At 36.0% G+C, this 26,506-nt stretch carries 18 protein-coding genes; 17 read left to right on the top strand and 1 reads right to left on the bottom strand.

Going from position 1 to position 26,506, the window contains the following annotated elements; translation table 11 throughout:
• Window positions 1–5 precede the first annotated feature (5 nt).
• The 17 genes from aspT to HND39_01575 all read left to right on the top strand — a co-directional run bounded on the left by aspT (window position 6) and on the right by HND39_01575 (window position 25,397).
• Window positions 6–1,691, top strand: a complete 1,686-nt coding sequence (gene aspT, locus HND39_01655; GenBank protein QKJ95069.1) for an aspartate-alanine antiporter — start codon at window positions 6–8, stop codon at window positions 1,689–1,691.
• Between the two features lie 265 nt (window positions 1,692–1,956).
• Window positions 1,957–3,573, top strand: coding sequence for an NAD-dependent malic enzyme (locus HND39_01650; protein ID QKJ95068.1), 1,617 nt, complete (start codon window positions 1,957–1,959; stop codon window positions 3,571–3,573).
• A gap of 38 nt (window positions 3,574–3,611) precedes the next feature.
• Window positions 3,612–4,094, top strand: coding sequence for a hypothetical protein (locus HND39_01645; protein QKJ95067.1), 483 nt, complete (start codon window positions 3,612–3,614; stop codon window positions 4,092–4,094).
• Window positions 4,095–4,171: 77 nt separating this feature from the next.
• Window positions 4,172–5,221, top strand: a complete 1,050-nt coding sequence (locus HND39_01640) for a type II asparaginase (protein QKJ95066.1) — start codon at window positions 4,172–4,174, stop codon at window positions 5,219–5,221.
• Window positions 5,222–5,458: 237 nt separating this feature from the next.
• On the top strand, window positions 5,459–6,787 hold the full coding sequence (locus HND39_01635) for an anaerobic C4-dicarboxylate transporter (protein ID QKJ97845.1): 1,329 nt from the start codon (window positions 5,459–5,461) through the stop codon (window positions 6,785–6,787).
• 63 nt (window positions 6,788–6,850) lie between these two features.
• Window positions 6,851–8,272, top strand: coding sequence for an aspartate ammonia-lyase (locus HND39_01630; GenBank protein QKJ97844.1), 1,422 nt, complete (start codon window positions 6,851–6,853; stop codon window positions 8,270–8,272).
• 65 nt (window positions 8,273–8,337) lie between these two features.
• Window positions 8,338–9,426: an AI-2E family transporter YdiK gene (gene ydiK, locus HND39_01625; GenBank protein QKJ95065.1), complete on the top strand. Its 1,089-nt coding sequence runs from the start codon at window positions 8,338–8,340 to the stop codon at window positions 9,424–9,426.
• A gap of 100 nt (window positions 9,427–9,526) precedes the next feature.
• Window positions 9,527–10,702 (top strand): efflux RND transporter periplasmic adaptor subunit, encoded by a 1,176-nt coding sequence (locus HND39_01620; GenBank protein ID QKJ95064.1) that lies wholly within the window; start codon window positions 9,527–9,529, stop codon window positions 10,700–10,702.
• A gap of 3 nt (window positions 10,703–10,705) precedes the next feature.
• Window positions 10,706–13,891: an efflux RND transporter permease subunit gene (locus HND39_01615; protein ID QKJ95063.1), complete on the top strand. Its 3,186-nt coding sequence runs from the start codon at window positions 10,706–10,708 to the stop codon at window positions 13,889–13,891.
• Window positions 13,891–15,366 (top strand): efflux transporter outer membrane subunit, encoded by a 1,476-nt coding sequence (locus tag HND39_01610; GenBank protein QKJ95062.1) that lies wholly within the window; start codon window positions 13,891–13,893, stop codon window positions 15,364–15,366. Before HND39_01615 ends, HND39_01610 begins: the two co-directional genes overlap by 1 nt.
• Before the next feature lie 155 nt (window positions 15,367–15,521).
• Window positions 15,522–16,424, top strand: coding sequence for a polyphosphate kinase 2 family protein (locus HND39_01605; GenBank protein ID QKJ95061.1), 903 nt, complete (start codon window positions 15,522–15,524; stop codon window positions 16,422–16,424).
• Window positions 16,425–16,466: 42 nt separating this feature from the next.
• Window positions 16,467–17,552 (top strand): calcium/proton exchanger, encoded by a 1,086-nt coding sequence (gene cax / locus HND39_01600; GenBank protein QKJ95060.1) that lies wholly within the window; start codon window positions 16,467–16,469, stop codon window positions 17,550–17,552.
• A gap of 11 nt (window positions 17,553–17,563) precedes the next feature.
• Window positions 17,564–18,241, top strand: a complete 678-nt coding sequence (locus HND39_01595) for a hypothetical protein (protein ID QKJ95059.1) — start codon at window positions 17,564–17,566, stop codon at window positions 18,239–18,241.
• 2 nt (window positions 18,242–18,243) lie between these two features.
• A complete protein-coding gene (locus HND39_01590) occupies window positions 18,244–18,864 on the top strand; it encodes a hypothetical protein (protein QKJ95058.1) in 621 nt (206 codons plus the stop codon).
• A gap of 67 nt (window positions 18,865–18,931) precedes the next feature.
• Window positions 18,932–20,053 (top strand): BamA/TamA family outer membrane protein, encoded by a 1,122-nt coding sequence (locus HND39_01585; GenBank protein ID QKJ95057.1) that lies wholly within the window; start codon window positions 18,932–18,934, stop codon window positions 20,051–20,053.
• Window positions 20,054–20,264: 211 nt separating this feature from the next.
• Entirely contained in the window at window positions 20,265–23,204 is a 2,940-nt protein-coding gene (locus HND39_01580) for a hypothetical protein (protein QKJ95056.1), read from the top strand.
• A 123-nt stretch (window positions 23,205–23,327) separates the two neighbouring features.
• Window positions 23,328–25,397 (top strand): M48 family metalloprotease, encoded by a 2,070-nt coding sequence (locus HND39_01575; protein ID QKJ95055.1) that lies wholly within the window; start codon window positions 23,328–23,330, stop codon window positions 25,395–25,397.
• Window positions 25,398–25,412: 15 nt separating this feature from the next.
• Here HND39_01575 and argF read toward each other — a convergent pair whose 3' ends face one another.
• Window positions 25,413–26,414, bottom strand: a complete 1,002-nt coding sequence (gene argF / locus HND39_01570) for an ornithine carbamoyltransferase (protein ID QKJ95054.1) — start codon at window positions 26,412–26,414, stop codon at window positions 25,413–25,415.
• Window positions 26,415–26,506: the final 92 nt, after the last annotated feature.

Genomic DNA, 26,506 nt, shown 5'->3' with positions numbered 1-26,506 from the left:
ATTTTATGAATGAATTTGTCAAAATACTTCAGCAGCATCCTGAGTTAGCTCTTTTCCTAACTCTCGCTTTTGGTTTTGCTATTGGCAAAATAAGAATTGGAAATTTTAAAGTAGGTTCTGTGCTCGGAACTTTATTTGCTGGTGTGTTAATCGGTCAATTCGATATTCAGATTCATCCTACCGTTAAAGTTATTTTCTTTGATTTGTTTTTATTTGCAACAGGTTACAAAGTAGGTCCTCAATTTTTCCGGGGATTAAAGAAAGATGCTGTGCCTCAACTTATACTTACGGTTGTTATCTGCGTTACTTGTTTACTCACAGCATTCATAATGTCAAAGCTTATGGGATTTGATGTTGGAACTGCTGCAGGACTATTAGCAGGTGCTTTTACTGAATCAACTGTCATCGGAACAGCAAGCGAATCAATTCAGCGTCTTCCTGTCACGCTTGAACAGAAAACAATTTTGTTAAATAATATTCCTGTTGCTTATGCTGTAACATATCTCGTTGGAACAACAATTCTTGTTTGGTTTCTTTCTTCACTCGCTCCAAAACTTATGAAAATAAATTTAAGAACAGAAAGTCGTGAGCTTGAAAAAAAACTTTTAGGAAAATCTGAAGAAGAAGATGACGGAATAGCTTCAGCTTTTGAAGACTGGAGGCTTCGGGCTTTCAAAATTACAAATGAAAAATGGTCGGGATTATCAATTGATGATTTAGAAAAAAGTATTACCGGCTTTCGGATTTTTATTCACCGGATTCGCAGAAATGGTATAATTATCGAACCGATTGGAAATACAATTTTGAAATCGGGAGATGTGATTGCTGTAATGGCAAGGTATCAGGTTTTTTTCCAAAAGATTAATGACATCGGAACGGAAATTATGGATCGAGAACTTTTAGACTTTCCAATTCTCTACAGGGATCTAATTGTGACAAATAAAAATTTAATTGGTAAATCTTTGAGTGATATTGCAATGAAATATGGTCAGGGAGTTAAACTGCACAAGTTGATTCGAACAGGTCAGGAAATTCCATTCTCGCCGGAAACAATTGTGAATCGGGGCGATGTACTAAAAATCTCCGGGCTTCGTGAGGAAGTTGATCGTGCAACAAAAATTATTGGATATCTTGATAGCAACTCACCTGCAACTGATATGATATTTGTCGGTCTAGGAATTGTCATTGGAGGATTAGTTGGATTGATTTCAATTACTATAGCAGGAATATCAATTACACTAACCACAAGTGGAGGAGCACTTGTAATGGGATTAATATTTGGCTGGCTTAGATCTAAAACACCAAAGTTTGGGCGAATTCCTGAACCAGCTTTATGGATTTTTGATACAGTTGGATTAGCAGCATTCATTGGCATTATTGGTCTTTCAGCAGGTCCAAGTTTTATTTCAGGATTACATCAAACTGGAATTGGATTATTATTTGCCGGAGTCATTGTCGCAGTCGTGCCACATATTTTCGGATTATTAGTTGGTAGGTTCATACTAAAAATTAATCCGGTAATACTGCTTGGTGCTCAATCAGGCGCTGGAACTATGACAGCAGCACTTAAAGCAGTACAGGAAAATGCAAACAGTAAATTACCTGTGCTTGGTTATACAGTTCCTTACGCACTCGGAAATATTTTATTAACTGCATGGGGACCTGTGATAGTAGCATTGATGAATCTTTAACAATTTATGAAAACGAACTAATGAAAAATTTATATGATAATTGAAATACTCTTTTAAATTTTCTTTAGTGTGGAACTCATCCCAACCCTTCTCTTGCAAAGAGAAGGGCTTATGAAAACTTATGACTTCACATTAATTGGTACGGTGTAAGGTCAAAATTAAGATATAGATTGTTTTACTGATAATAAGACTCTCTCTTTTAAGAGAGAGATGAGAGAGAGTTCTTTTTCTAATAAATGTATTTAAAATAATTACAACAAATCCGATGAAAGAGCTTAAAGGATATTCGCTGATATACAATCCCCGACGGAATAAAGGAACTGCTTTTTCTAAAGCAGAAAGGAAAAAGTACGGGTTAGATGGAATTCTTCCTGATGAAGTTGAATCTATGGAAACACAAATTTTACGTGTTCAAGGTCAGGTTGACAATTTAAATAAACCAATCAACAAGTACATCTATCTGACTGGATTGCTCGATACAAATGAAACATTGTTTTTCAAAACTATTATAAGTGATCCTGCTAAGTTTATGCCATTGGTTTATACACCAACGGTTGGAGAAGCCTGCCAGCGTTTGGGTCACATTGCGAGACGACCGAGAGGACTTTTCATATCAATAAAAAATAAAAATAAAATTGAATCAATTTTGAAAAACTGGCCGGTTAAGGATGTGAGATTTGCAGTTGTCACTGATGGGCAAAGAATACTTGGACTTGGTGATCTTGGAATTTGCGGAATGGGAATTCCGATTGGAAAACTTGCTCTTTATACTGCTTGTGCTGGTGTTCCGCCTGAACATACTCTTCCGATTATTCTTGATGCCGGAACGGATAACGAAAATTTTTTAAATGATCCGCTTTATCCGGGACTAAAACAGAAACGAATTAAAGGGAAGCAATATGATGATTTTGTTGAAGCATTCGTAAAAGCTATCACAAAAGTTTATCCGAAGATTTGTATTCAGTGGGAAGACTTTGCCGGAGTGAATGCAATTAGAATCTTGGAAAAATACCGTGAAAGAATTTGTACCTTCAACGATGATGTTCAGGGAACGGCTGCAATTGCAGTTGCCGGATTTATTGCTATCAGTCGTTTGTTAAAAAAATCTTTCAAAGATCAGAAATTTTTATTTCTTGGTGCTGGTGCTGCAGCATTTGGAATTGCAGATATGCTTGTCAAGAAATTTCAAAAAGATGGCTTGAGCAGAGATGAAGCACTAAATAATATCTGGATGTTTGATGTGAATGGATTGCTCGTCAAATCCAGAACAGATCTTGCTGATCATCAAAAACATTTTGCGCACGATGCTGAACCATCAAATAATTTTGCCGAAAGCATTCTGAAAATAAAACCAACAGCAATAATTGGAGTTAGTACAGTTGGTGGAGCTTTCACTCAAAAGGTAATAGAAAATATAAGCTCGATAAATGAACGACCGATAATATTTCCTTATTCAAATCCGACTTCTCATTCGGAATGTACTGCTGAGCAGGCATACCAATGGAGCAAAGGTAAAGCAATATTTGCAAGCGGAAGTCCGTTTGCACCTGTGACATACAATGGAAAAACATACACACCGGGACAGGGAAATAATGTCTTCATTTTTCCTGCACTTGGAATGGCGATCTTTGCAACTGAAGCAAAACGAGTTACTGATGAAATGCTTTTGGTTGCATCAGAAGCAGTTGCTGATCAGATTAAAAATGAAGATTTTGAAAAAGGTTTGATCTATCCACCGATAAAAAATATAAGAGAAGTTTCAAAAAATGTTGCAATAAAAGTTGCTGAAGAAATTTTCAGAAGCGGATTAGCCCGTGTTAAAAAACCTAAGAATTTAGAAAAGTTTATTAGAAGTAAAATGTATGAACCTCTGTATAAATAATAATCAAATATCAAAAATCAAATAAAAGGAATAATGTCATGAAGTATTTATTAATGATTGTAGTATTTATGTCTGTAAATTTTTTATATGCACAGGATGCAGACAGCTACATCGAAATTCTAAAATCTGAATTAAAAACAAATAAGAAAACCATTATAACTCAGACTATGGAATTCACAGATCAACAGTCTTCTCTTTTCTGGCCAATATATGGGGAAATGGAGAAAGAGCTTGATGAATTAAACAGTGAAAGAATAGCAAATATCAAAGACTTTGCTGCAAATTATGACAATATGAATGATGAAAAAGCTACTGAACTTATTAAAGAAGCGTTTGATTTCCAGAGTGATCGAGTGTCTCTGAATGAAGAGTATTTTACTAAATTCTCAGAAGCTTTATCACCGACCGTCGCAGCAAAATTTATGCAGTTACAAAATCAGATGCAATTAGTTGTGGATCTGAGTATTGCTGCGAATTTGCCATTGGTGAAAAAATCAGAGACTGGTTCAGAAAAGAAATAGTCAATTGTTTTACAAAACTTCGATTGATTTAAAATTATTGAATATCAAATATTTTCAAAAACATAAGGAGTAATGTCATGAAAAAACATTTTGGTTTCTTAATAGTCGTAGCACTTTCATTTAATCTCTTTGCACAAGATCTTCCTCACGTAGTTATTCTTGCTACAGGAGGTACAATTGCCGGGGCTGCACCAACTGAAGTTCAATCAGGTTATCAATCCGGGCAAGTTGGTGTAGAAATATTAATTAATGCTGTACCACAGCTTAAGGAAATCGCAATTGTAAGTGGTGAACAAATTTCAAATATCGGTAGTCAGGATATGAGTGATGAAGTATGGCTAAAACTTGCAAAACACTGCAATGAATTATTAAAACAGGATGATGTTGATGGAATAGTAATCACACACGGAACAGATACAATGGAAGAAACTGCTTACTTCCTGAATCTTGTTCTGAAATCTAAAAAACCTGTTGTGCTTACATGTTCTATGCGACCTTCAACAGCATTGAGTGCGGATGGTCCGCTAAATATTTACAATGCAGTTGCAGTTGCCGGAAGCAAAGATTCCTGGGATCGCGGAGTTATGGTTGTTGCAAATGATTTAATTCATTCTGCTCGCGCTGTTGTTAAAAGTAACACTACTGCTGTTGAAACATTTATATCTCCCGGTGTTGGACCGTTGGGAACTGTAAATTATGGAGATATTAATTTTTTCGATTATCCTGATAAAAAATTTACTTATCAAACACCGTTCAGCGTTGATGGATTAACAAGCTTACCAAGAGTTGATATTATTGCTATCTACGAAAATGCACCCGGAGATTTGATTAAAGCTTCGGTTGATTTTGGATCTAAAGGAATTGTTACAAGTGGATTAGGTAATGGCAATATGCCAAAAGCCTGTGTTGAAGCTTGTGAGTATGCAGTGAGTAAGGATGTAGTAGTTGTTCGAGCTGCTCGTGTACTTACAGGTTTTGTTGGACGAAATATTGAACTGGATGATGATGCACTTGGATTCGATGCTTCGTATGAACTTATTCCATCCAAAGCACGAGTTCTTTTAAGACTTGCATTATTAACAACCAATGATCCTGTAAAAATTCAGGAATATTTTGATATGTATTAATCCCGAGATCAATTCAATGAATAAAATCATTTATTTAATATTATTACGGGTTGAAACCCATTTTAACTTGGGCGGGTTAATTAACCACGCACTGAAGTGCGTGGCTATTAGCCCCGACCTTCAGGTCGGGGAAATTAATGAGCCCGCTAAACAAAATAGGGCTTTAGCCCAATTAGTTTTTAGCGATCAGCTTTGTGATCATTTAACTATTTAAAATTCAATTTAGGTGCAACCATGATGTGGATTGAACTCCTGATACTCTTTACTTGCATAGTGATAGGTGCAAGGCTCGGAGGAATCGGATTAGGTACAATGGGTGGGATCGGGCTTGTGGTTCTGGTATTTGTCTTTGGACTTCCGCCAGGTTCACCTCCTGGAATCGTACTTGGAATGATAATCGCCGTAATAACAGCATTAGCTTCTATGCAATCTGCTGGCGGGCTCGATTATTTGATATCGTTCGCAAATAAAGTATTGCGCAAAAAACCTCAATACATCACATTCGTTGCACCATTTGTTACTTATGTTTTAATTGCTGCAAGCGGAACTCAGCATGTCATATATGCGTTGCTTCCGGTCATTGCAGAAGTATCGACTAAAGCGGGTGTTCGTCCTGAAAGACCTTTATCAATAAGTGTGACAGCTTCTATGTACGGATTAATTTCTTCTCCCATAAGTGCTGCTACTGTTGCTTTATTAGCAGCACTTGTTTCTTATGATGTAAATCTTCTTCAAATTATGATGGTAATTATTCCAGCTTCATTACTCGGATTAATTGTGGGAATTTTATCTGTTGCTTGGAAAGGTAAAGAACTTAAAGACGATCCTGAATATCAGGAAAGATTAAAGACTGGTAAAATTCAAGAGACGACTGCCTCTGTAGAAATAGCTAAAGAAAAAATTAGTAATGCGAGAAATTCACTATTTGTATTTTTATGTGCAATTGTAGTTGTTGTAATGATTGGCATCTTTCCGCAGCTCCGTCCGGATTATGAAATATTTTCAGCAGGTGAGTCAATCACCAAACATCTGGAAATGGGTGATGCAATAATGATTATTATGCTTGCAGCAGGAGGATTGATGATGATCTTCTTTAAAGCAAAACCTGCAGAAGCAGTGAAAGGGAGTATCATGAACGGCGGTGTTGTTGCAATAATTTCTATTCTCGGAGTTTCATGGATGGGTTCATCTTTCTTTGAGGGAAATAGAGTTGAAATTGTTAGTGGAATTTCTGATATAATTCAACAATCACCATGGGTGCTTGTAATTGGACTGTTCGTACTTTCGATGTTACTATTTAGTCAGGCAGCAACTGTTGTAACACTCATGCCCGTTGCGGTTGCACTTGGTATGCCGTTGTGGATTTTAATTGCAGTTTATCCTGCTGTAAACGGATTTTTCTTTTTACCGACTTATGGAACTGTATTGGCAGCAGTTTCATTTGATCGTACGGGCACAACGAAGATAGGAAAATATCTTCTCAATCATAGTTTTATGCTTCCGGGAATTGTGTGTCTTGTAGCTACAACAATCTTTGCGTTTATAATTAGTTCATTTGTTTTATAAATTTTATTGGAGTCAATCATGTTATCAATAAAAAAAATATTTTTATCAGTCATCGTTGGATTGATGTTTTTACCAGCAATCCTGTTCGCACAGGACAGCGGATTCAGAATAGAGCACGATTTGCTTGGTGATAAGCAAATACCAAATGATGCATATTACGGTGTCCAGACTATGCGCGCCTTAGAAAATTTTCAAATCAGCGGTCAGACAACAAAAGATTATCCTGAACTTGTAAATGCTTTTGTATTAGTAAAGCTTGCTGCTGCAAAAGCGAATTATGATTCGGGAGCTTTGCCAAAATATGTTCTTGATGCAGTGGAAAAGGCATGCAAGGAAGTTCTGGCTGGAAAATATCACGATCAGTTTTTAGTTGATCTTTATCAAGGTGGCGCTGGTACTTCCGCAAATATGAACGTCAATGAAGTTCTTGCCAACATAGCATTGGAACTTAGCGGAAAGCAAAAAGGTGATTACGCTTACATTGAACCGCACGATCATCTCAATATGTCTCAATCAACAAATGATTCCTATCCGACATCACTTCATGTTGCTATAATTCTGATGAACGATAAAATGATTCCCGAACTAAACTCATTGATCGCATCTTTCGAAAAGAAAGGAAAAGAATTTGAAAATATCTTGAAGATGGGCAGAACTGAATTGCAAGATGCAGTTCCGATGACATTAGGGCAAGAGTTTAACGCATTTGCATCACAGCTCAAAGGATCAATAAGTGAACTAAAAAGAGCAGAAGAAAATTTATATGTTATTAATATGGGTGGAACTGCAATCGGAACTAAATTGACTGCTCAAAAAGGTTTCGTACAGAATTGTGCTAAGCATCTTGCAGAATTGACAGGAAAGAAAATTGTTCCCGCAACAGATTTAATTGCGGCTACATCCGATCTTTCTTCATTTGTTGAATACTCGAATGCATTAAATACACTCGCTGTCAGATTATCAAAAATTGCAAGTGATTTAATTTTGTTAGCTTCAGGACCTCGGACAGGATTATTTGAAATTAATCTTCCTGCTTTACAACCAGGTTCTTCCATAATGCCGGGAAAAGTTAATCCGGTAATGCCGGAACTTATGAATCTCGTTACATTCAAAGTAATGGGAAATAATGTGGCTGTAACAATCGCAGCAAAAACCGGGCAGCTTCAGTTAAATGCTTATGAACCTTTAGCAATCTCTGCAATTCTTGAATCGCAGAAGCTCCTCACGAATACAATGAAAGCATTCCGCACAAGTTGTATCGATGGAATTACGGCAAATCAAGATGTGATGACAAAATATATCAATCAGAGTGTTGGGATCGTAACGGCACTTAATCCTGTGCTGGGTTATGAAAAGACGACCGAGCTTGCTAAAGAAGCTCTCGAAACAGGAAAAGGAATTCTGGAACTCATCCGTGAGAAAAAATTATTAACTGAAGAGCAGATAAAAGAATTACTTGATCCAAAGAAAATGACAGGACAATGATAATTAATTAAATTTTCAATGAGTTTAATCTGAATATTTATTAAATAAAAAAAGTGAGGCAGTTAATGGATAACGATCTTTCTAAAAAAGATTTAACTCAGATTACACTGAGTGTTATAATAATTTTACTATTGACCGTTGGTAGTATCTGGGTTTTTGCACCATTTGTAGCTGCACTGATTTGGGCTACAATCATTGTAGTCTCCACATACAATTTTATGCTTAAACTGCAGAAGATTCTCTGGAACAAAAAAGGATTAGCAGTTACTGTAATGCTTTTATTAATTCTTGCAGTTATTCTTGTACCGATTGCAATAGTAGTAGGAACAATCGCAACAAACGTATCAGAACTTTCCGGATGGTTTAATGCTCTGTCAGATTTAAGATTCCAATCTGCTCCGGAATGGATGAGTGGGATTCCTTTAGTTGGCTCTCAGTTAGCAGATGGGTGGAACCAGATTACTTCAATGCATAATGAAGAAATAATTAAAAAAATCGTTCCTTTTCTTGATGACGTGGTAAAATGGTTTGTTTCAAAAGCCGGAGGAGTCGGATTATTTCTTTTACATTTTCTAATCACAGTTATCATTTGTGGAATTTTATATTCCAAAGGTGATGTTGCCGTTAAAGGTATCAGAAATTTTGCAGTTCGTCTTGCCGGAAACAAAGGTGATGAAATCGTAACTTTGGCTGGTCAGGCTGTAAAAGCAGTTACAATGGGAGTTGTAATCACTGCACTTATTCAATCGATTCTTGGCGGAGTCTCTTTAGCGATTTGTGGAGTTCCGAAAGCAGGATTACTGGCTGCTATTATGTTCGTTCTTGGTCTCTCGCAAATTGGCGGACTTCCTGTATTACTACCTGCAGTAATATGGAAATATGCTTCTGGTGATCCTGTTTGGGGAACCGTTTTGCTGATACTTTCTATATTTGTTGGAACTTCCGATAATTTCATTCGCCCGTTTTTAATAAAACGAGGAGCTGATCTTCCGATTTTATTAATCTTCGCTGGTGTAATTGGTGGATTAATTGCTTTTGGAATCGTCGGACTGTTTATTGGACCTGTTATTCTTGCAGTAACTTATACTTTGCTAAAAGCCTGGATAAATGAAGTCAAAAGCGAACCGGTGAGCAAAGCAATCGGCAATTCTTGAAAATATAAATTTCAGAATTATTATAATTAAATTTTATATGAGTTAAATAATAAATTCCATTTCAATCTTAAAGTACTTTTATAATGAAGGAGTGATTAAAATGTTAAATCCCAAAAGAAGTCTGAGCGCTTTTTGTTTGTTGCTTCTTAGTCTATTATTGATTTTTCTCGTTTTTGCCTGCGGTGAAGAAGAGCAGCAAACAGGACCACCTCCGGAAGTTCAGATAACCAAAGCTCTGAAGATGAATGTTCCGGTAACAGGTGAGTGGGTTGGTCAAACACTTGGAGCAGTTGACATTGAAATCAGAGCAAGAGTTGAAGGTTGGCTGACAGGAATTTATTTTAAAGAAGGAAGTGAAGTTCGTCAGGGTGCATTGCTTTACACAATTGATGCAACCGAACTGCAGGAAGCTGTAGCTGAAGCTGAAGGTAAAGTAGCTGCCGTAAGAACTTTATTAATTCAGGCTGAAGATGATGTTAAACGTTACACTCCGCTTGCAAAAGCTGGTGCAGTCAGCCAGCGAGATCTTGAAATTGCTGTATCAAAATACGAAGCACAGCAAGGTGAATTAGATGCAGCTTTAGCCGCATTGAATATTGCAAAAACTAATCTGAGTTACGCCACAATTTATGCACCCATAACAGGATTAATTGGTATTTCCGTAGCGCGTGTTGGAGATTTCGTTGGTCGTCCGCCAAACGTTCTTATTCTTAATACTATCTCAAGAGTGGATTCAGTTCATGTTAGATTTTCTATATCCGAACAAGAGTATTTAGATCTTATAAGACGGATTGAACAAAATGAAGGTAGAACAAAAGTTAAAGCCAAAGAAATCCAGATGGTGCTCGCTGATGAGACAGTTTATCCCTATTTAGGTGTAATCAGTTTTGCTCAAAGACAAATTGATCCGGCTACTGGTACTTTACAGTTTGAAGCTTCATTCCCAAATCCAAAAAGAACTTTACGACCCGGACAATTTGCAAAAATCCGGATAGTAATTGATGAACGAAAAGATGCAACGGTTGTACCTTCCAGATCTATTTTTGAAATTCAGGGACAAAAATCTGTTTACATTGTTGATGAAAATAAAAAAGTTGTAATGAGAGTCGTAACAACAGGTCCTGAATACAATAATTATATCGTCATTGAATCCGGCGTTAATCCGGGTGAGAATGTCATCTATGAAGGTTTGTTAAAAGTCAGACCTGATATGGTCGTTTCTCCTATTGAAGCCAAAATACCTGATAGTCAGGAAAAACCCTCGAAGGAGAATTAATTTATGGCTAATTTTTTTATTCGTCGTCCGATTGTTGCTATGGTTATATCCATTGTGATGGTGCTTGTCGGAATAATAGTTATGCGTGGGCTTCCGATTGCTCAATTCCCTGACATTGTACCACCTATGATTAATGTAACAACAACTTATGTTGGTGCTTCTGCTATTGATGTTGAACAATCTGTTGCAACACCGCTTGAACAGCAGATAAATGGTGTTGAGAATATGATCTATATGAAATCAATTAATGGTAATGACGGAACATTAACACTTCAGGTTTCTTTTGATGTTGGTTCTGATCTTGATATGTCCAATGTACTGACTCAGAACAGAGTCAGTCAGGCAGATGCTTTCCTTCCTGCTTCAGTTAAAAATTATGGAGTTACAGTAAAAAAATCTCTCGTCTTTCCATTACTGCTGATTACATTGAAATCTCCGGGTGGGCAATATGACAATAACTTCCTCAGCAATTACGCTTCAATAAATATTAATGATCGAATCAGCAGAACCAAGGGTGTTGGTGATGTAAAACTTTTTGGTGGTAGTGATTATGCAATGAGAATATGGGTTAAACCGGACGCTATTGGTAAAATGGGTATAACAGTTCCTGAAATTGTAAAAGCTGTTCAGGATCAGAACGTGATTAGTCCTGCAGGTCAAATTGGTGCGCCGCCTGCACCTCCCGGAACTGATTTTACATATACAGTAAAAACTCAAGGCAGGCTGCTGAATGAAGAAGAGTTTGGTCAAATTATAATTCGCACAAATCCCGATGGTTCCCAATTAAGATTAAAAGATGTGGCAAGAATTGAACTTGGTACACTTCTCTACAATCAGATTGGACGTAACAATGGCAAACCGGCGGCTACTATTGCTGTATTCCAGTTGCCCGGATCAAATGCAATTGCTGTTGCCGAAGATTTAAAAAAGCTGATGGATGAATTAGCAATTAGTTTCCCGCCAGGGATGGAGTATGAAGTTACTCTTGATACAACGCTTCCTATTGAAGAAGGAATTAATGAAATTGTTCATACATTATTTGAAGCCGTTCTCCTTGTAATACTGGTTGTTTTTATTTTCTTGCAGAACTGGCGTGCGACATTAATTCCTCTTTTAACTGTTCCGGTTTCGCTGATTTCTACATTCATTGTTTTTCCAATGCTGGGATTTTCAATCAATACACTTTCACTGCTCGGTATGGTGCTGGCAATCGGAATTGTGGTTGATGATGCAATAGTGGTTGTTGAAGCGGTGATGCATCACATCGAACATGGAATGACACCAAGAGATGCAACATTTCAGGCTATGAAAGAAGTATCGGGACCCGTTATAGCAATCGCTCTTATTCTTGCAGCAGTGTTCGTACCTGTAGCATTTATGGGAGGAATTACCGGAAGATTGTATCAGCAATTTGCTATCACAATTGCAATCTCAGTTTTATTTTCCGCATTCAACGCACTTACACTAAGCCCTGCTTTAGCCGCAATATTATTAAAACCAAAAGGAGGAAAGAAATCTCCCTTAGATAAATTTTATACATGGTTCAATAAATACTTTGATAAATTTACAGGAAAATATCTTTCATTTACAGGAATTCTGGTTCGCAAAGTTTCACGAAGTATAATTTTCGTTGGAATTATTGTCGTGCTTACTCTTCTGCTCTTCAAGGGAGTTCCTGGTGGATTTGTACCTGAAGAAGATAACGGCTACTTTCTTATAAACGTGCAGCTTCCTGATGCAAGCTCGCTCCAAAGAACTGATCTCGCCTGCAAAAAAATAGAACAAATTCTTGCCAATGAAAAAAGCATTGATAACTATACTACTATTTCAGGATATAGTCTGATTACCGGCGTTGCAAGTTCAAACATTGCAACTTTCTTTGTTTCGTTAAAAGAATGGAGTGAGCGAACTGAAACTTCTGAAAGATCATTCGAAGTTATCGAAGCTTTGAATAAAACTTTGTCTGATGCAGTTCCCGAAGCGTTTGTTTATGTTTTCGGACCACCTGCTATTCAGGGTTTGGGAACCGGTGCTGGATTTACTTTTATGTTGCAGGATAAAAGTGGAAATACCCCGATTGAACTTGGTAAGCAGGTTGTGAATTTTATTAACGAAGCAAAAAAACGTCCTGAGATTGGAAGAATAGCAACACTTTTCCGCCCCGATGTTCCGCAGATATTTGCTGAAGTCAGCAGAGATAAAGTTCTGAAACAAGGAGTTACAATTTCAGATGTCAATACAACTCTCGGCTCACTCCTTGGTGCAAACTACATTAACGACTTCAACAGATTTGGAAGAGTGTATAAAGTTTACCTTTCAGCAGAAGGAGAATATAGAAATGAAACCTGGGATCTCGGTCAATTCTATGTCCGCAATAATCAGGGTGGAATGGTCCCTCTAAATTCAATTGTATCTATGAGTCCAACAAATGGTCCTGAATTCACGAACAGATTTAATCTATTTCGTTCTGCTGAATTGACTGGTATTCCGGCTCCGGGATATACATCTACAGATGCAATAGCAGCACTTCAGGAAGTTGCAGCACAATATTTGCCGCAAGGCTGGGGATATGACTGGGCAAATATGTCTTATCAGGAAGTTGAAGCCGCGGGAAGCGGAGCGACTGTTTTCATTTTTGCACTGTTGTTTGTTTTTCTAATTCTATCTGCTCAGTACGAAAGCTGGTCTTTACCAATGAGTGTTCTGCTTGGAATTCCGTTTGCTGTTTTTGGAGCGATGGCTGGTTTATGGATTGGCAGATTTTTTAGTGATAGTTATGTCAACAACGTGTTTGCTCAGATAGGATTTGTAACTCTGATTGGACTCGCTGCAAAAAATGCAATATTGATTGTCGAATTTGCTAAGATGAAAAAAGAAGAAGGAATGGATGTAGCTGCTGCGGCTCTCGATGCTGCCAAGCTTCGTCTTCGCCCGATATTGATGACATCTTTTGCGTTCATACTTGGCGTTCTTCCACTCGTTCGTGCAGCAGGTGCAGGTGCTGAATCCAGAAAAGTAATGGGACTTGCCGTATTCTCCGGATTATTGATAGCAACTGTTCTTGCAATCTTTACTATCCCATCACTTTTTGTTATGGTTGAAAAATATTTTGTTCGTGATAAAAAAACTAAAGAACCTTCTCCTCCGGAAACATCTGATTCAGGTTCAGAGGAGAAAGGAGGACACTGATGAAAAAAATATTTTTAGTGATTTCCGTTTCGATTCTACTTTTTGCTGTAAGTTGTTCAGTTGGACCAGACTATGTCCGACCGGATATTGAAATACCGGACAGCACAATTCTGATGCAGGATTATACGATTGAAGATAGTCTTGCTCTTGCTCTTGCCGACACAACATGGTGGGAACTTTTTGGAGATACAGTTTTAACGTATTTGATAAAGACAGCCGTCCAGGAAAATAATGATATTAAAATTGCAGCAGCAAGAGTAGATCAATATATGGGATTGTACGGAGTTGAAAAATCCAATTACTATCCAAAATTTGATGCTGGTGCTTCCGGTAGAGTTGGAGAATATAATGTTGATGGCGTAAAATTCAGGTCTGAACGTTATACATTGGATCTATCAGCATTCTGGGAAATTGATATCTGGGGAAAAATCCGCAGAGCAAATGAAGCGGCTCTCGCTGATTTACTAAGTGTTGAGGAAGTTCGAAGAGGAGTTATCTTATCTATTACTTCGCTGATTGCTAATAATTACTTCGATCTGCTTTCCCTCGATGCTCAGCTTGAAATTGCAAATCGTACAGTTGATTCGCGTGCAAAATCATTAGACCTTTTTCAACAGAGAAAGAATAAAGGCGATATCTCCCAGCTTGAAATTAGCCAGCTCGAGTCAGAGTACTGGTATGCAAAATCTCAGATTCCATTTCTTGAAAAAAATATTATTCAATTAGAAAATGCAATTTGTGTTTTGCTTGGAAGAAATCCCGGTCCTATACCACGCGGACAATTGATAAACAATCTGATTCTTCCTGATATTCCCGAAAGTCTTCCTTCTACTTTGCTTGAAAGAAGACCGGACGTATTGGGAGCTGAACAACAGTTGATCGCTGCCAATGCAAGAATCGGAGTTGTAAAATCGCTTTACTTTCCTTCATTATCATTAACTGGTTTGTTAGGATTTTCAAATAGTGATGTTGCAAAACTTTTTGAACCAAGTTCATTTGTGTGGAATGCTGGTGGAAGTTTGCTTGCACCATTATTCCGTGCCGGTGAGATTTCAAGCCAGGTTGAATCCGCAGAAGCAATACAGAGACAAGCTTTCTTTAATTATATCAAATCAGTTCAGACTGCATTTAGCGATGCTCAGAATGCATTAGTCGAAAGGAAAAAAACAGAAGAAATATATTCTTCAGATGGAAAACGGCTTGACGCCCTGCAAACTTATTATAACCTGGCAACGATGAAATATAATGAAGGTGCAACAAGCTATCTGGAAGTTCTTGATGCTGAAAGAAACTTATTTGACTCGGAACTTGGTTATGTACAATCAAGAGCAACTTTGATGAAAAGCGCTGTAGGAATTTTCAGTTCACTTGCTGGTGGTTGGCTTGACAAAACAGTTTATGATTCCTATCAACCTATGAACCCTGTTTATGAACAGTCAGAAGATGAGCAAACATCTGAAACTGACAATGAATAACTTCAATCGGGTTAAAACCCGGTTTATTTTTTTGTAAATCAGTGTCCACATCTTAAATGATGTGGCTATTAACCCCGACTTTTAGTTCGGGGTTATAAATTTTATCTGATATTAATTGGCTTTAGCCTGATTGCAATTTTAATATGAGATGACAAATGAAGAAAAAAGAGTTTATTAAACGAACGAAAAAATTTTCCAAACCTTTTAGGATTACTGACGGGAAAGATTTTCGTCTTAAACATATTGATCCGGAAGATACACTTGGACTTAAATCTGAAGATAAACCTAAAGCTCAGGAAGCTCTAAAAAATGGAATCGAATTACTTGCCGAACTTCAGGACAAACTTTATGCTCAGGATAAATGGTCCGTCCTTTTAATTTTTCAAGCAATGGATGCTGCTGGAAAAGATGGGGCAATAAAACATGTTAAGTCAGGAATAAATCCACAAGGCTGCCAGGTTTATTCTTTCAAAGCACCTACCAGCGAAGATCTTGATCATGATTATTTATGGAGATGCATCAAATGTTTGCCTGAAAGAGGCAGAATCGGAATTTTCAACAGGAGCTATTATGAAGAAACATTGGTTGTAAGAGTTCATGAAGAAATCCTTGCAAAGCAGAAACTACCGGAAAAATTAGTGACCAAACACATTTGGGATGAACGATTTCAGGATATCCGTAACTTCGAAAAATATTTAACCAGGAATGGAACGATTGTCAGAAAGTTTTTCCTTCACGTTTCCAGAGGAGAACAGAAAAAAAGATTTCTCGAACGAATTGATAATCCTGAAAAGAACTGGAAATTCTCCTCAGCAGATGCTAAAGAGCGGGGACATTGGGACGAATACATGAAAGCTTACGAAGATATGATTCGAAATACATCCACAAAAGATTCACCTTGGTTTGTTGTACCAGCAGATAATAAGTGGTTTACCCGTTTAGTAGTTGCGGCTGCAGTAATTGATGCACTTGCATCTCTGGAATTAGAATATCCCGAAGTCGGCGAAAATAAATTAATCGAACTGGCTGAAGCAAAAAATTTGCTTAACCAGGAATAATTAAACTCAAATATTCTATAATTAAGCTAAGAGTAAAACCAAGTGAAAAAATTTTTTAAACCCGGTCCAAACTGGCTCTTAATATTCATACCAATCTCTATTGCTCTTGAGCAATCAGAAGCATCAGCTCCGATGATTTTTTTCTCTGCCGCATTATCCATAATTCCGATTGCAAAATTGATTGTTCACTCAACTGAACAATTAGCCACTTATACAGGTGATGCAATTGGTGGATTACTGAATGCAACATTTGGTAATTTTCCTGAGTTAATTATAGCGGTTGTAGCTTTGAAAGCCGGTCTTTATACCATGGTATTAGCTTCTATTGTTGGAGCTATCCTTGCAAACCTTTTACTTGCATTAGGTCTCTCATTTTTTATCGGAGGAACGAAATACCATATCCAGGAATATAATCAGGTGAGTGCCCGTGTTTATGCATCAATGATGTTCATGGCTGTAATCAGCTTGACAGTTCCAAGTTCATTCAATACTCTTTTTGGTTCTCAGGATGTTTTAAGACAGGGAAATATGCTCAATATTGGTTTAGCAATCGTCCTCTTATTGGGCTATGCACTTTATCTTTTCTTCATGATAAAAACACACCCGGAATTTTTTAAAAGCATAAAAGATGAAGAAGACAAACACCACGAAGATCGCTGGTCAAAAAGTCGCTCTATTATATCGCTGATAATTGCATCCGTTGCAGCCGCATTTATGAGTGAAATTCTTGTCGGAGCTGCTGAGGGAACAGGTGACGCACTTGGTATGTCAGCAACTTTTATAGGAATTGTATTTTTGGCAGTCGTCGGTGGTGCAGCCGAAAGTTTATCAGCCATTACTGTAGCGCAGAAAAATAAAATGGATTTAAGTGTCGGTATTCTGATGGGAAGCTGCATTCAAATCGCATTATTTATTGCACCGGTACTTGTGTTGCTCAGCATTGTGCTGGGACCTTATCCGTTGCATTTATCATTTCCAAAAACTCAAATGGGAGCTTTATTTTTTGCGGTAATTATTGGATCACTGATTTCGGGTGATGGCAGAGCCAACTGGTTTAAAGGTGTTCAGTTAATTGCAATTTATTTAATAATCGCTTTAATGTTTTTCTTTATACCTGACTCTGTATAAGAAAGACTCAGATGTCAGAAAAAAATCTTTGGCAGAAAATTCAAAGCGAAGCAGGAAGCGCTTTAGATCCGATCAGCAGGATTTCTGAAATTCTCTTTGGATTAATAATGGTTCTGTCATTCACCGGTTCAATTAGTGTTGTTGCCGATGGTAAAGCACAAATTAAAGATTTGCTTTGGGCTGCTTTGGGATGTAATCTGGCCTGGGGTATTATTGATGCAGCATTTTATCTGATGAGCAGGCTCTTTGAAAAAGGACACGCTCATTCAATTTTAAAAAAACTAAAAACATCAAATGATAAAACTGAAGGAAGAAAGCTGCTTACCGATGAATTGCCACCTGTAATATCTGCAATATTAAAATCAGAGGAAGTTGATCAGCTTCAGGAAAGATTAGTGACGCTTGAAGATATTCCAAAAACTAAACTAATTAATTGGTCTGATTTAAGAAGTGCTTTCCTGATTTTTCTGTTAGTATTTACCTGTACTTTTCCTGTTGCGCTTCCATTTATATTTATTTCAAACACTGCTTTAGCACTTCGACTTTCAAATGCAATCGCCTTGCTGATTCTGTTTGCTTGTGGATTTTCAGTTGGCAAATATGCTGGCTTTCGACCCGCTGTGTCCGGAATAGGTATTCTTTTGCTCGGAGTTATTTTAGTCGGGTTGACAATTGCACTTGGTGGATGAAAATGATTTTTAAGTTGCCTGCTTTATATCTGATCATTTTCTTCGTTCCATTCGTGTATTCTCAGGAAGAAGATACAAATGCGGTAACTGAGTGGAAGTTTAGTGCCGAAGCAGATTTTTACTTTACCGATCCTTTTAACTTTCTTCCAATCTTCATTGCAAATAAAGAAAATCTACATCTTGAAGCACGGTATAATTATGAAGATCTAAAAACTTTTTCCGGTTGGGTCGGATATAACTTTTTTGGAAGAGATGAATTTGAATATTTTATAACACCAATTATTGGGGCTGCTGTTGGCAGAACAAATGGAATTGCTCCCGGATTAGAATTTTCTTTTGGTCTGAGCGGATTTGAGCTTTACAGTGAATCGGAATATTTATTTGACTTTGAGTCAAAGGAAAATAATTTTTTTTATAACTGGACTGACCTGACATATTCACCTTTAGATTGGTTATGGTTCGGATTAAGTGGTCAACGGACAGGATTATACCAAACAAAACTTGATATAGAACGAGGTGTGCTGTTAGGAGGTTCTTATAAAAACTTTGAATGTACTGGTTACTTTTTTAACGTGTTTACTGATGACGACTTTTTTATGTTTGCATTAGCTGCTGAATTTTAGTAATTAGTTTTGGCAAACCGAATAAAATCTTTTATAAATCTGGATACTTCTTTTATAACATTGGATTATGAAGCAGATAAATCATATTGCAATTTTCATCTATGTATGCTTACAGCTAACCTTTCCACAATCAATTCAGTCTGATTCCTCTTTAACTCACAAACCAGATACGATTGCTATTCGTGGAGTTGATTGGCTTGCTTATCCTTACATATTCTATTCACCTGAAACCAGTCTTGCATTCGGTGGTGGTGGAATTGTTTACTTTAAGTTGTATGAAAACCCAAAAGCAAAATCATCCAGCATTACGCCATCATTTTATTACACTGTTAATGGACAATATGACGTCACCATTATACCTGAACTATTTCTTTTTGAAGATAAATTAAAAATTTGGTCTAAGTTAAATTATTCTTCTTATTTCGATCGTTATTATGGAATTGGAAACCAGAGTGTGGAAATAGAGAATGATAAATATCTTCAGGACAATTTCCAGGCTCAGATTAAGCTCCAGCCAAAACTATTTGATGATCGTCTGAACATTGGAATTAATTATGAAATCAGGAATATGTCCGTAGTTGATACAAAAGGAAATCCGTATCTGGAAAATGATTCAACAATTATTGGAAAAGAAGGAGGACTGACTTCGGGTTTGGGGTTCGCTGTTTCCTGGGATACGAGAGATAATAATTTTTTCCCATCCCGTGGTGGTTATTATGAAGCTTACACTTCTAATTTTTTTGAATTTATTGGCAGTGATTTTAATTACAACAAATCAGTTCTTGACCTGAGACATTACTGGAATCCAATATTCAGTCACGTAGTTGCATTACAAGCTTATTTATTGAATGAAAGCGGCACTCCACCGTTTTACGATCTTGGGTTACTCGGCGGAAGCAGGCTGATGAGAGGAACAATTATGGGTAGATATCGGGATAAAACTTATTACGTAGTTCAGTCTGAATATCGAATGCCTGAGCTGGTTTGGCGTTTTGGATTAATTTTATTTGCCGGCTTTGGCGATGTTGCGCCTTCACTGAAGAGAATTACAATATCAAATGTGAAACCTACATACGGATTTGGAATCAGGTTCAGGTTTGATGAACTGGAAAAAGTTGAAATCAGAATGGATGTTGGATTTGGCAAGGGAAGCAATGGAATTTATTTTGATATAAATCAGGCGTTTTAATTGTAAAAAAAATTATAGTTGATTTTTCCTAATAATAATCTGAAGTCAATAACTATTGTTCAATTTGAAAAACCCGATATTAAAAAATCAAAAGTCTCTCTTCAGAATAATCATATTTTCATTTTTTTCACTTGCTGGAATTGTAATTTTTTATTTTCTGCTGCTTTCTGTTCTATTCCTGGTCTACAAAAACGATTTAAGTAAAACAATTTTGTTAAATGTAAATCAGAAGATCAGCGGAAAGATTTCTTTTGATGATATTGCGTTTACTCCCTTCAGGTATTTCCCAAATGCTTCGTTAATACTAAAAAATTTTTCATTGATCGAAAGTAAAGATTCTGCACTGAATGCCGATAAACTCCCCGTTTTTGAAATAAGTGAAGTTTATATTTCAATAAACATAATTGATCTGCTTTCTTCAAAAATAAACGCATCAGCTATTGATTTGTCAAATGGAAATATAAATATCATAGTCTATCCTGATAGTCAGATAAATCTTAAAAATGCATTAGGTGAAGAATCAAAAAAGGAAATAGTTCAACAAAAAAGAGAACCTGTTGATACAGTTACCCAAAAGATTCAAACTAAAACAGAGACAGAATTTGCTTTCCAATTTGATAATTTTGAACTGACAGATATTTTAATAACAGCGGAAAACCAATTCAAAAAAAACAAAATACAACTTAAAGTAAACGAACTGCAATCCAGCCTAACTTATCAAAACAAAGTGATTAACTCATCCTTTAAACTTGATTGCGAAATTGATTCAATAATTAAAAATGGCACTTCGTTAATTACCGATACTCAAATTGAACTTAACTCAAAATTGCAAATCAATTCCGATTCAATTTTTTTCAGGCTTGGTGATGGAACTTTAATAATAGACAAAACTCAATTTCAATTTAGTGGATTCTTTGATTCCAAAAATCAAGGTTATTTAGATTTGTCCGTAATCGGTTCTGATAGAGATTTTAGTTTGTTCTCATTATTTCTCAATGACGATGGATTGAAGAATTTAAAATCGGGTGAAATGTATTTGAATGCCAATATTAAAGGGAAAACATTTGTTGAATTTCCGTCAATTGAGATTGCATTTGGATTGAACAAAGTTTACTTAACTAATCCACTTACAAGCAGACCAATCAAGAATTTAAATCTTGCAGGAAATTTTAAATCAGGAGAAAGCGATGATTGGTCTGATGCAGAACTATTTATTGACACTTTATACGCTGATTTATATGATGGCTTCGTGAAATTATCTGGCTCAATCAATAATTTCACACAACCTCAAATAAACGTGAATGTGTTGCTTTCCGCTGATGTTACCGGACTTGAGAAAGTCTTTAAACTGGGAACGATATCAGATTTGAAAGGTAAATTAGAAATAACAGATAGGTTGATTGGAAAATATTTAGTTGATGAAAAAAAATATTTGAGTGAAATGAATAAAGCTAAAATATCTTTCTCAGATTTTTCAATTACAATTCCCGGCAAAATTAAGTTTGATAAAGTTGATGGAGTTATAAGAAGAGAAAATGATGATATTTTCTTCGATGATCTTAGTGTTATTTCGGAAGACACTGATTTCCTGATTAAGGGACATATAAAAAATGCAATGGCAATATTATTTAAGAATGAAGAAGAAATTATTGCAGACATCCGCATCAAGTCCAAAGTCTTTGATTTGCCAAACTTCCTGTTTTTTGATCCATCAATTAAAAGAGATTTTAATCACCGAATACTTGATGCTGAAGTTGATATAGTGGCAAAAACCACAACATTAAAAGCTACTAAGTTTAAATCATTCCCCGAGATTGAATTTGACATCAAAAAAATTGATGCAACAGCAGAAGATTTCCTCCCACGAATAAAAATCAATTCCGGGTTATTTAAAATCAGTGAAAATATCCTGGGTTTTAATCTGAAGTTCAGTGATTTCAAGACGAATTTTCTGAGCGGTAAATTTAATTTTACTGGTGAATATAACACTTCAAAGTTTCAACCATTTTATATAAAAGCCAATGCTGATTGCAATGATATCTATCCTTCGGAATTATTATACACGAAAGGTGATTCTGTTCCTGAAACATTGGATGGAAAACTTTCAGGATCTTTTTTTACAGAAGTCCAATTCCCAACTGATTCATTGATTCTCAAGCAATTAAAGTTTAAGAATTCAAATTTTCTTTACAAATTCTCAAAGGATACAATCAGAGCAAAGAATTTTAATTTCTATTTGAATAATATTTATTTCGATGAGAGAACAAATCCCAATCCTTTTGCAACTATGTTCGCTTCAGGTGAATTACAAACTGAACATATCCAATCAAAATCTTTCAACTTTAATGATATAGATTTGTCAATAAATGTTAATAATGGAAGTTATGAAATTAAATCAGATGTCGTTCGTCTCTTCGGAGAAAATGCTCAAGGAAGTTCATTATTGAAAATGACTCCATTTGCAATCAAACCTGCTTATCAATTAAGTTTAAATAATGTACGATTCAAAGCTGAAAAATTACTGGCAGTATTTAATGAGGACTCAGTTTTCAAAGGTCCAGTAAACCTATCGTTGAACCTTACATCATCTGGTACTGAGTGGAATAAAATAATTGACAATATTGATGGAACAATTAATCTCTCCGGTGAGCAGATTATTCTCAATGGTCTTGATGCTGAAGAGATTATAGATAAATTCAAGCGCAGTCAATCATTTAATCTTGTTGATCTTGGTGCTGTTCTGCTTGCCGGACCTGTTGGAATAGCAGTAACAAAAGGAACAGATTTTGCCAGAATTTTTGTATTCAATTCAGGGAAATATACTTTGATTCAAAAACTTGTTTCCAATTGGACTATTAAAAATGGAACATTTAAAATTATTGATGCTGCATTTTCTACAACCAAAAATCGTATAGCATTAACAGGATCAATAGGGTTTGCGGATAATAAACTTGATCTGGTAATAGCACTATTAAATAAAAGTGGATGCAGCATTTTCAGCCAGAATGTGTACGGAAACCTTGACTCACCTCAACTCGGTAAAGTTAAAGTAGTCGGTACAGTACTCGCCCCGGTAACAAACCTGGTCGATGATGTTACAGGAAAAGATTGCGTGGTGTTTTATCAGGGTTCAGTTGAACATCCCAAATGATATTACTTATGGTTCAGAATAGTAGAAACTGTATGACATATTTTTTACAAATTATTTACAAGCTTGACTCAAAATTGAATTAGTTTCAGGTCAAATTATTTAACAATATTTATGTCTGACTAAATGCAGAATAAATTTGAATTTTCAACTAAATACAGAAGCCGTGCTATACGAACAATATTTGCGATAATATTTTTTATTATCGTTTATCTGTTCACGCTTATTCTCTCTTTCACACTAGTAGCCGCAATTTTTTACTCGTCCATTTTACTGTTACAGTTTGTAGAACATAATCGTTCAAGTATTTATATTATTATTTTATTCCTCTTAATAGTTTTTGTAGCGATTATTCTTTTAGTATTCATCATGATGTTCTTTTTCAGAAAGTTTACTGTAGATAGATCAGGATGGGTAGAGATATTTAAGGATGAACAGCCCAAATTATTTGAGATTATTGAATCCATCTCAAAAGAAATAGAAACTAATTTTCCACAAAAAGTTTATTTAGGTTCGGGTGTTGAAGCAATGGTCTTCTACGATTCAAACTTTCGAAACTTATTTTTTCCAAGTAAAGAAAATTTAATGATAGGGTTGGGACTTGTGAACTCTATGAATGAAAGTGAGCTCAAAGCAATCCTTGCTCACGAGTTTGGACATTTCACACAGAAAAGTCTGAATGTTTACAGTTACGTATATATCGAGAACCAGATAATCTACAAAATGCTTATTGATGAGGAATTTTATCAAACTCTTTTACATAAATTTTTAGTGATAGGCCGTTTCTATTGGATTGTAATTTATTATTCCAGAGCAATCAGATGGATTTTGAGAAAGGCTTATGAAGTTGTGTCCAAAAGCTATATGTCGCTTTCAAGAGAGATGGAATTCCACGCTGACGAAGTGTCAGCAAAAGTTTCTGGCTCCATTCCTGCAGTGTCAGCCTTGCTGCGTACAGGATTAGCCGGGGATTCCTTCAATTATCTCTGGCAGTTTTACTATAATCATATTTCAGAAAATATTAAAGCAGATAATCTTTATCCGCAGCACTCATTTGTAATAAATCAGATTGCTGAGAGATATGGTGTTCAGTTTAGAAACGGATTACCGCAAATTAGAAAGGAGACAATTGCCCGCTTTAACAGATCAAAATTGATAATAGAAAATCAATGGGCATCGCATCCTTCGGTGAATGACCGGGTCAAAAAACTTGAAGAGCTAAATGTTGATTCAATAATTTGTAATGATTCAGCCTGGAACTTTTTTATCAATAAGGAAAATATCCAAAAAGAAGTAACTAATAAGCTTTTTAGAAACTGGCAATTTTCTGAATCTCCAACTAACCTATCAATTGAAGAATTTATATTGAAATATTCTGGTGAACTGGAAAATCATTCATTTAACAAGATGTACAATTATTTTTATGATAATCGGGGTATATCAAGCTTCGAAATTGAATCAGTAATTGAGAAAGTGGATACAGATATTTTTAATCATTTCAGCGAAGTTTACTCCGACGCAAATGTTAATCTTATTTATCAGTTCAATGGTCTCGATTATGATTTAAAGACAATTGAGAGTATTTCAAAAGGTGAGTGGAAGATCGAAAGTTTTGAATATGACGGAATAAAATATAACACGAAAGAGAGCAGCCAACTGCTCGATAAACTAATAAAGCAGCACGAAACTTTACACAAACTTGTGAGTGAGCTAGACATTAAAATCTTTAAATTCTTCTTTAATCTTAGTAAGCTGGTCGGAAGGAATTCGGAGCTTGTAAACTATTATGAAACATATTTTTATTTTGTAAATGAAGATAAATCAAACCTGCAAGTATACCTTGACCTGATAAATTCGATGCAGTTTATTTATCGAATTCATTCATTTAATCAAATTAGGATTAAGCTTGAAGATATGCACCACAAAGAAAGAATTTTTCGTGAAAGGATGAAAAAACTACTTGACGCCGCAAATTATCAGTCAATTCTAACTTTAGAACAAAAAGAAAAATTTACCAAGTATCTTGAAAAAGAATGGTCTTACTTTGACGGACAAAATTATAATCAGGAAGAATTAAATATTCTTCAGGAAGCCATATTCCAGTTCTATGAACTCTGTTCCCGGGCACCGTTTTATGCTTTAAAGAAATTGCTGGATTTTCAAATCGAAATTGTTGAAAATGTAAATCCAGCATAAAATTTAATAGAAAACTTACTTGCCGAGTGTTGCAACCATCACCGCTTTGATAGTATGTAATCTGTTCTCAGCCTGATCAAAAACTATTGAGTGCTTTGACTCGAAAACTTCTTCAGAAACTTCCATTCCATCAAGTTCATATTTATTAAAAATTTCTTTTCCAACTTTCGTATCCTTGTTATGAAACGCAGGTAAGCAGTGAAGGAATTTTACTTTCGGATTATGCGTTAGATTTATTACGTTCATGTTCACCTGGTATGGTTTCATAAGTTTAATTCTTTCTTCCCATTTTTCTGCTGGTTCGCCAAGTGAAAGCCATACATCTGTATAAAGAAAATCTACACCATTTACACCTTCTTCAACTTTTTCCGTTAATGTAATTTTTGCACCAGTCTCTTTTGCAATCGCTTTACATTTTTTAACAAGTTCTTCTTCAGGCCAGTTTTCTTTTGGTGCACATAACCGTACATCCATTCCCATTTTCACTCCGCCGACCATCAGTGAGTTACCCATATTATTTCTAGCATCGCCCAGAAAGCAAAAAGAAAGTTTATTTAACTTTTTCTTTGAGTGTTCTTCCATTGTTAATAAATCTGCGAGCACCTGAGTCGGGTGAAATTCATCAGTTAATCCATTCCACACGGGAACTTCTGAAAACTCGGCAAGTTCTTCTACGATTGATTGTCCAAATCCACGATACTCAATTCCGTCGTACATTCTTCCTAACACTCTCGCTGTATCCTTCATCGTTTCTTTGTGTCCTATTTGAGATCCGGTTGGACCGATGTAAGTTACATTTGCACCCTGATCAAATGATGCGACCTCGAATGCACAACGTGTTCTCGTAGAAGTTTTTTCAAAAATTAGTGCGATATTTTTTCCCTTTAGTTTTTTCTTTTCAACACCTTTTTGCTTCTCAGCTTTTAATTTTTTTGAAAGATCAAGAAGGTAGCGAATTTCTTTCGGATTGAAGTCGAGTAATTTTAAAAAGCTTTTATTCTTTAAGTTGATTCCCATAATTTTTCTCCAGGTTAGATTTAGAGTTGATAAATAAAATTAAATAATGCTCAAAATTAATCTTTTAGCTCCGAAAACTAAAAGGTTGAGCT

This window comes from Ignavibacteriota bacterium, assembly GCA_013285405.1.
Lineage (GTDB): Bacteria > Bacteroidota > Ignavibacteria > Ignavibacteriales > Ignavibacteriaceae > IGN2.
Note: the sequence above shows the minus strand (reverse complement) of the source record. Positions and strands in the feature narration are given on the sequence as shown.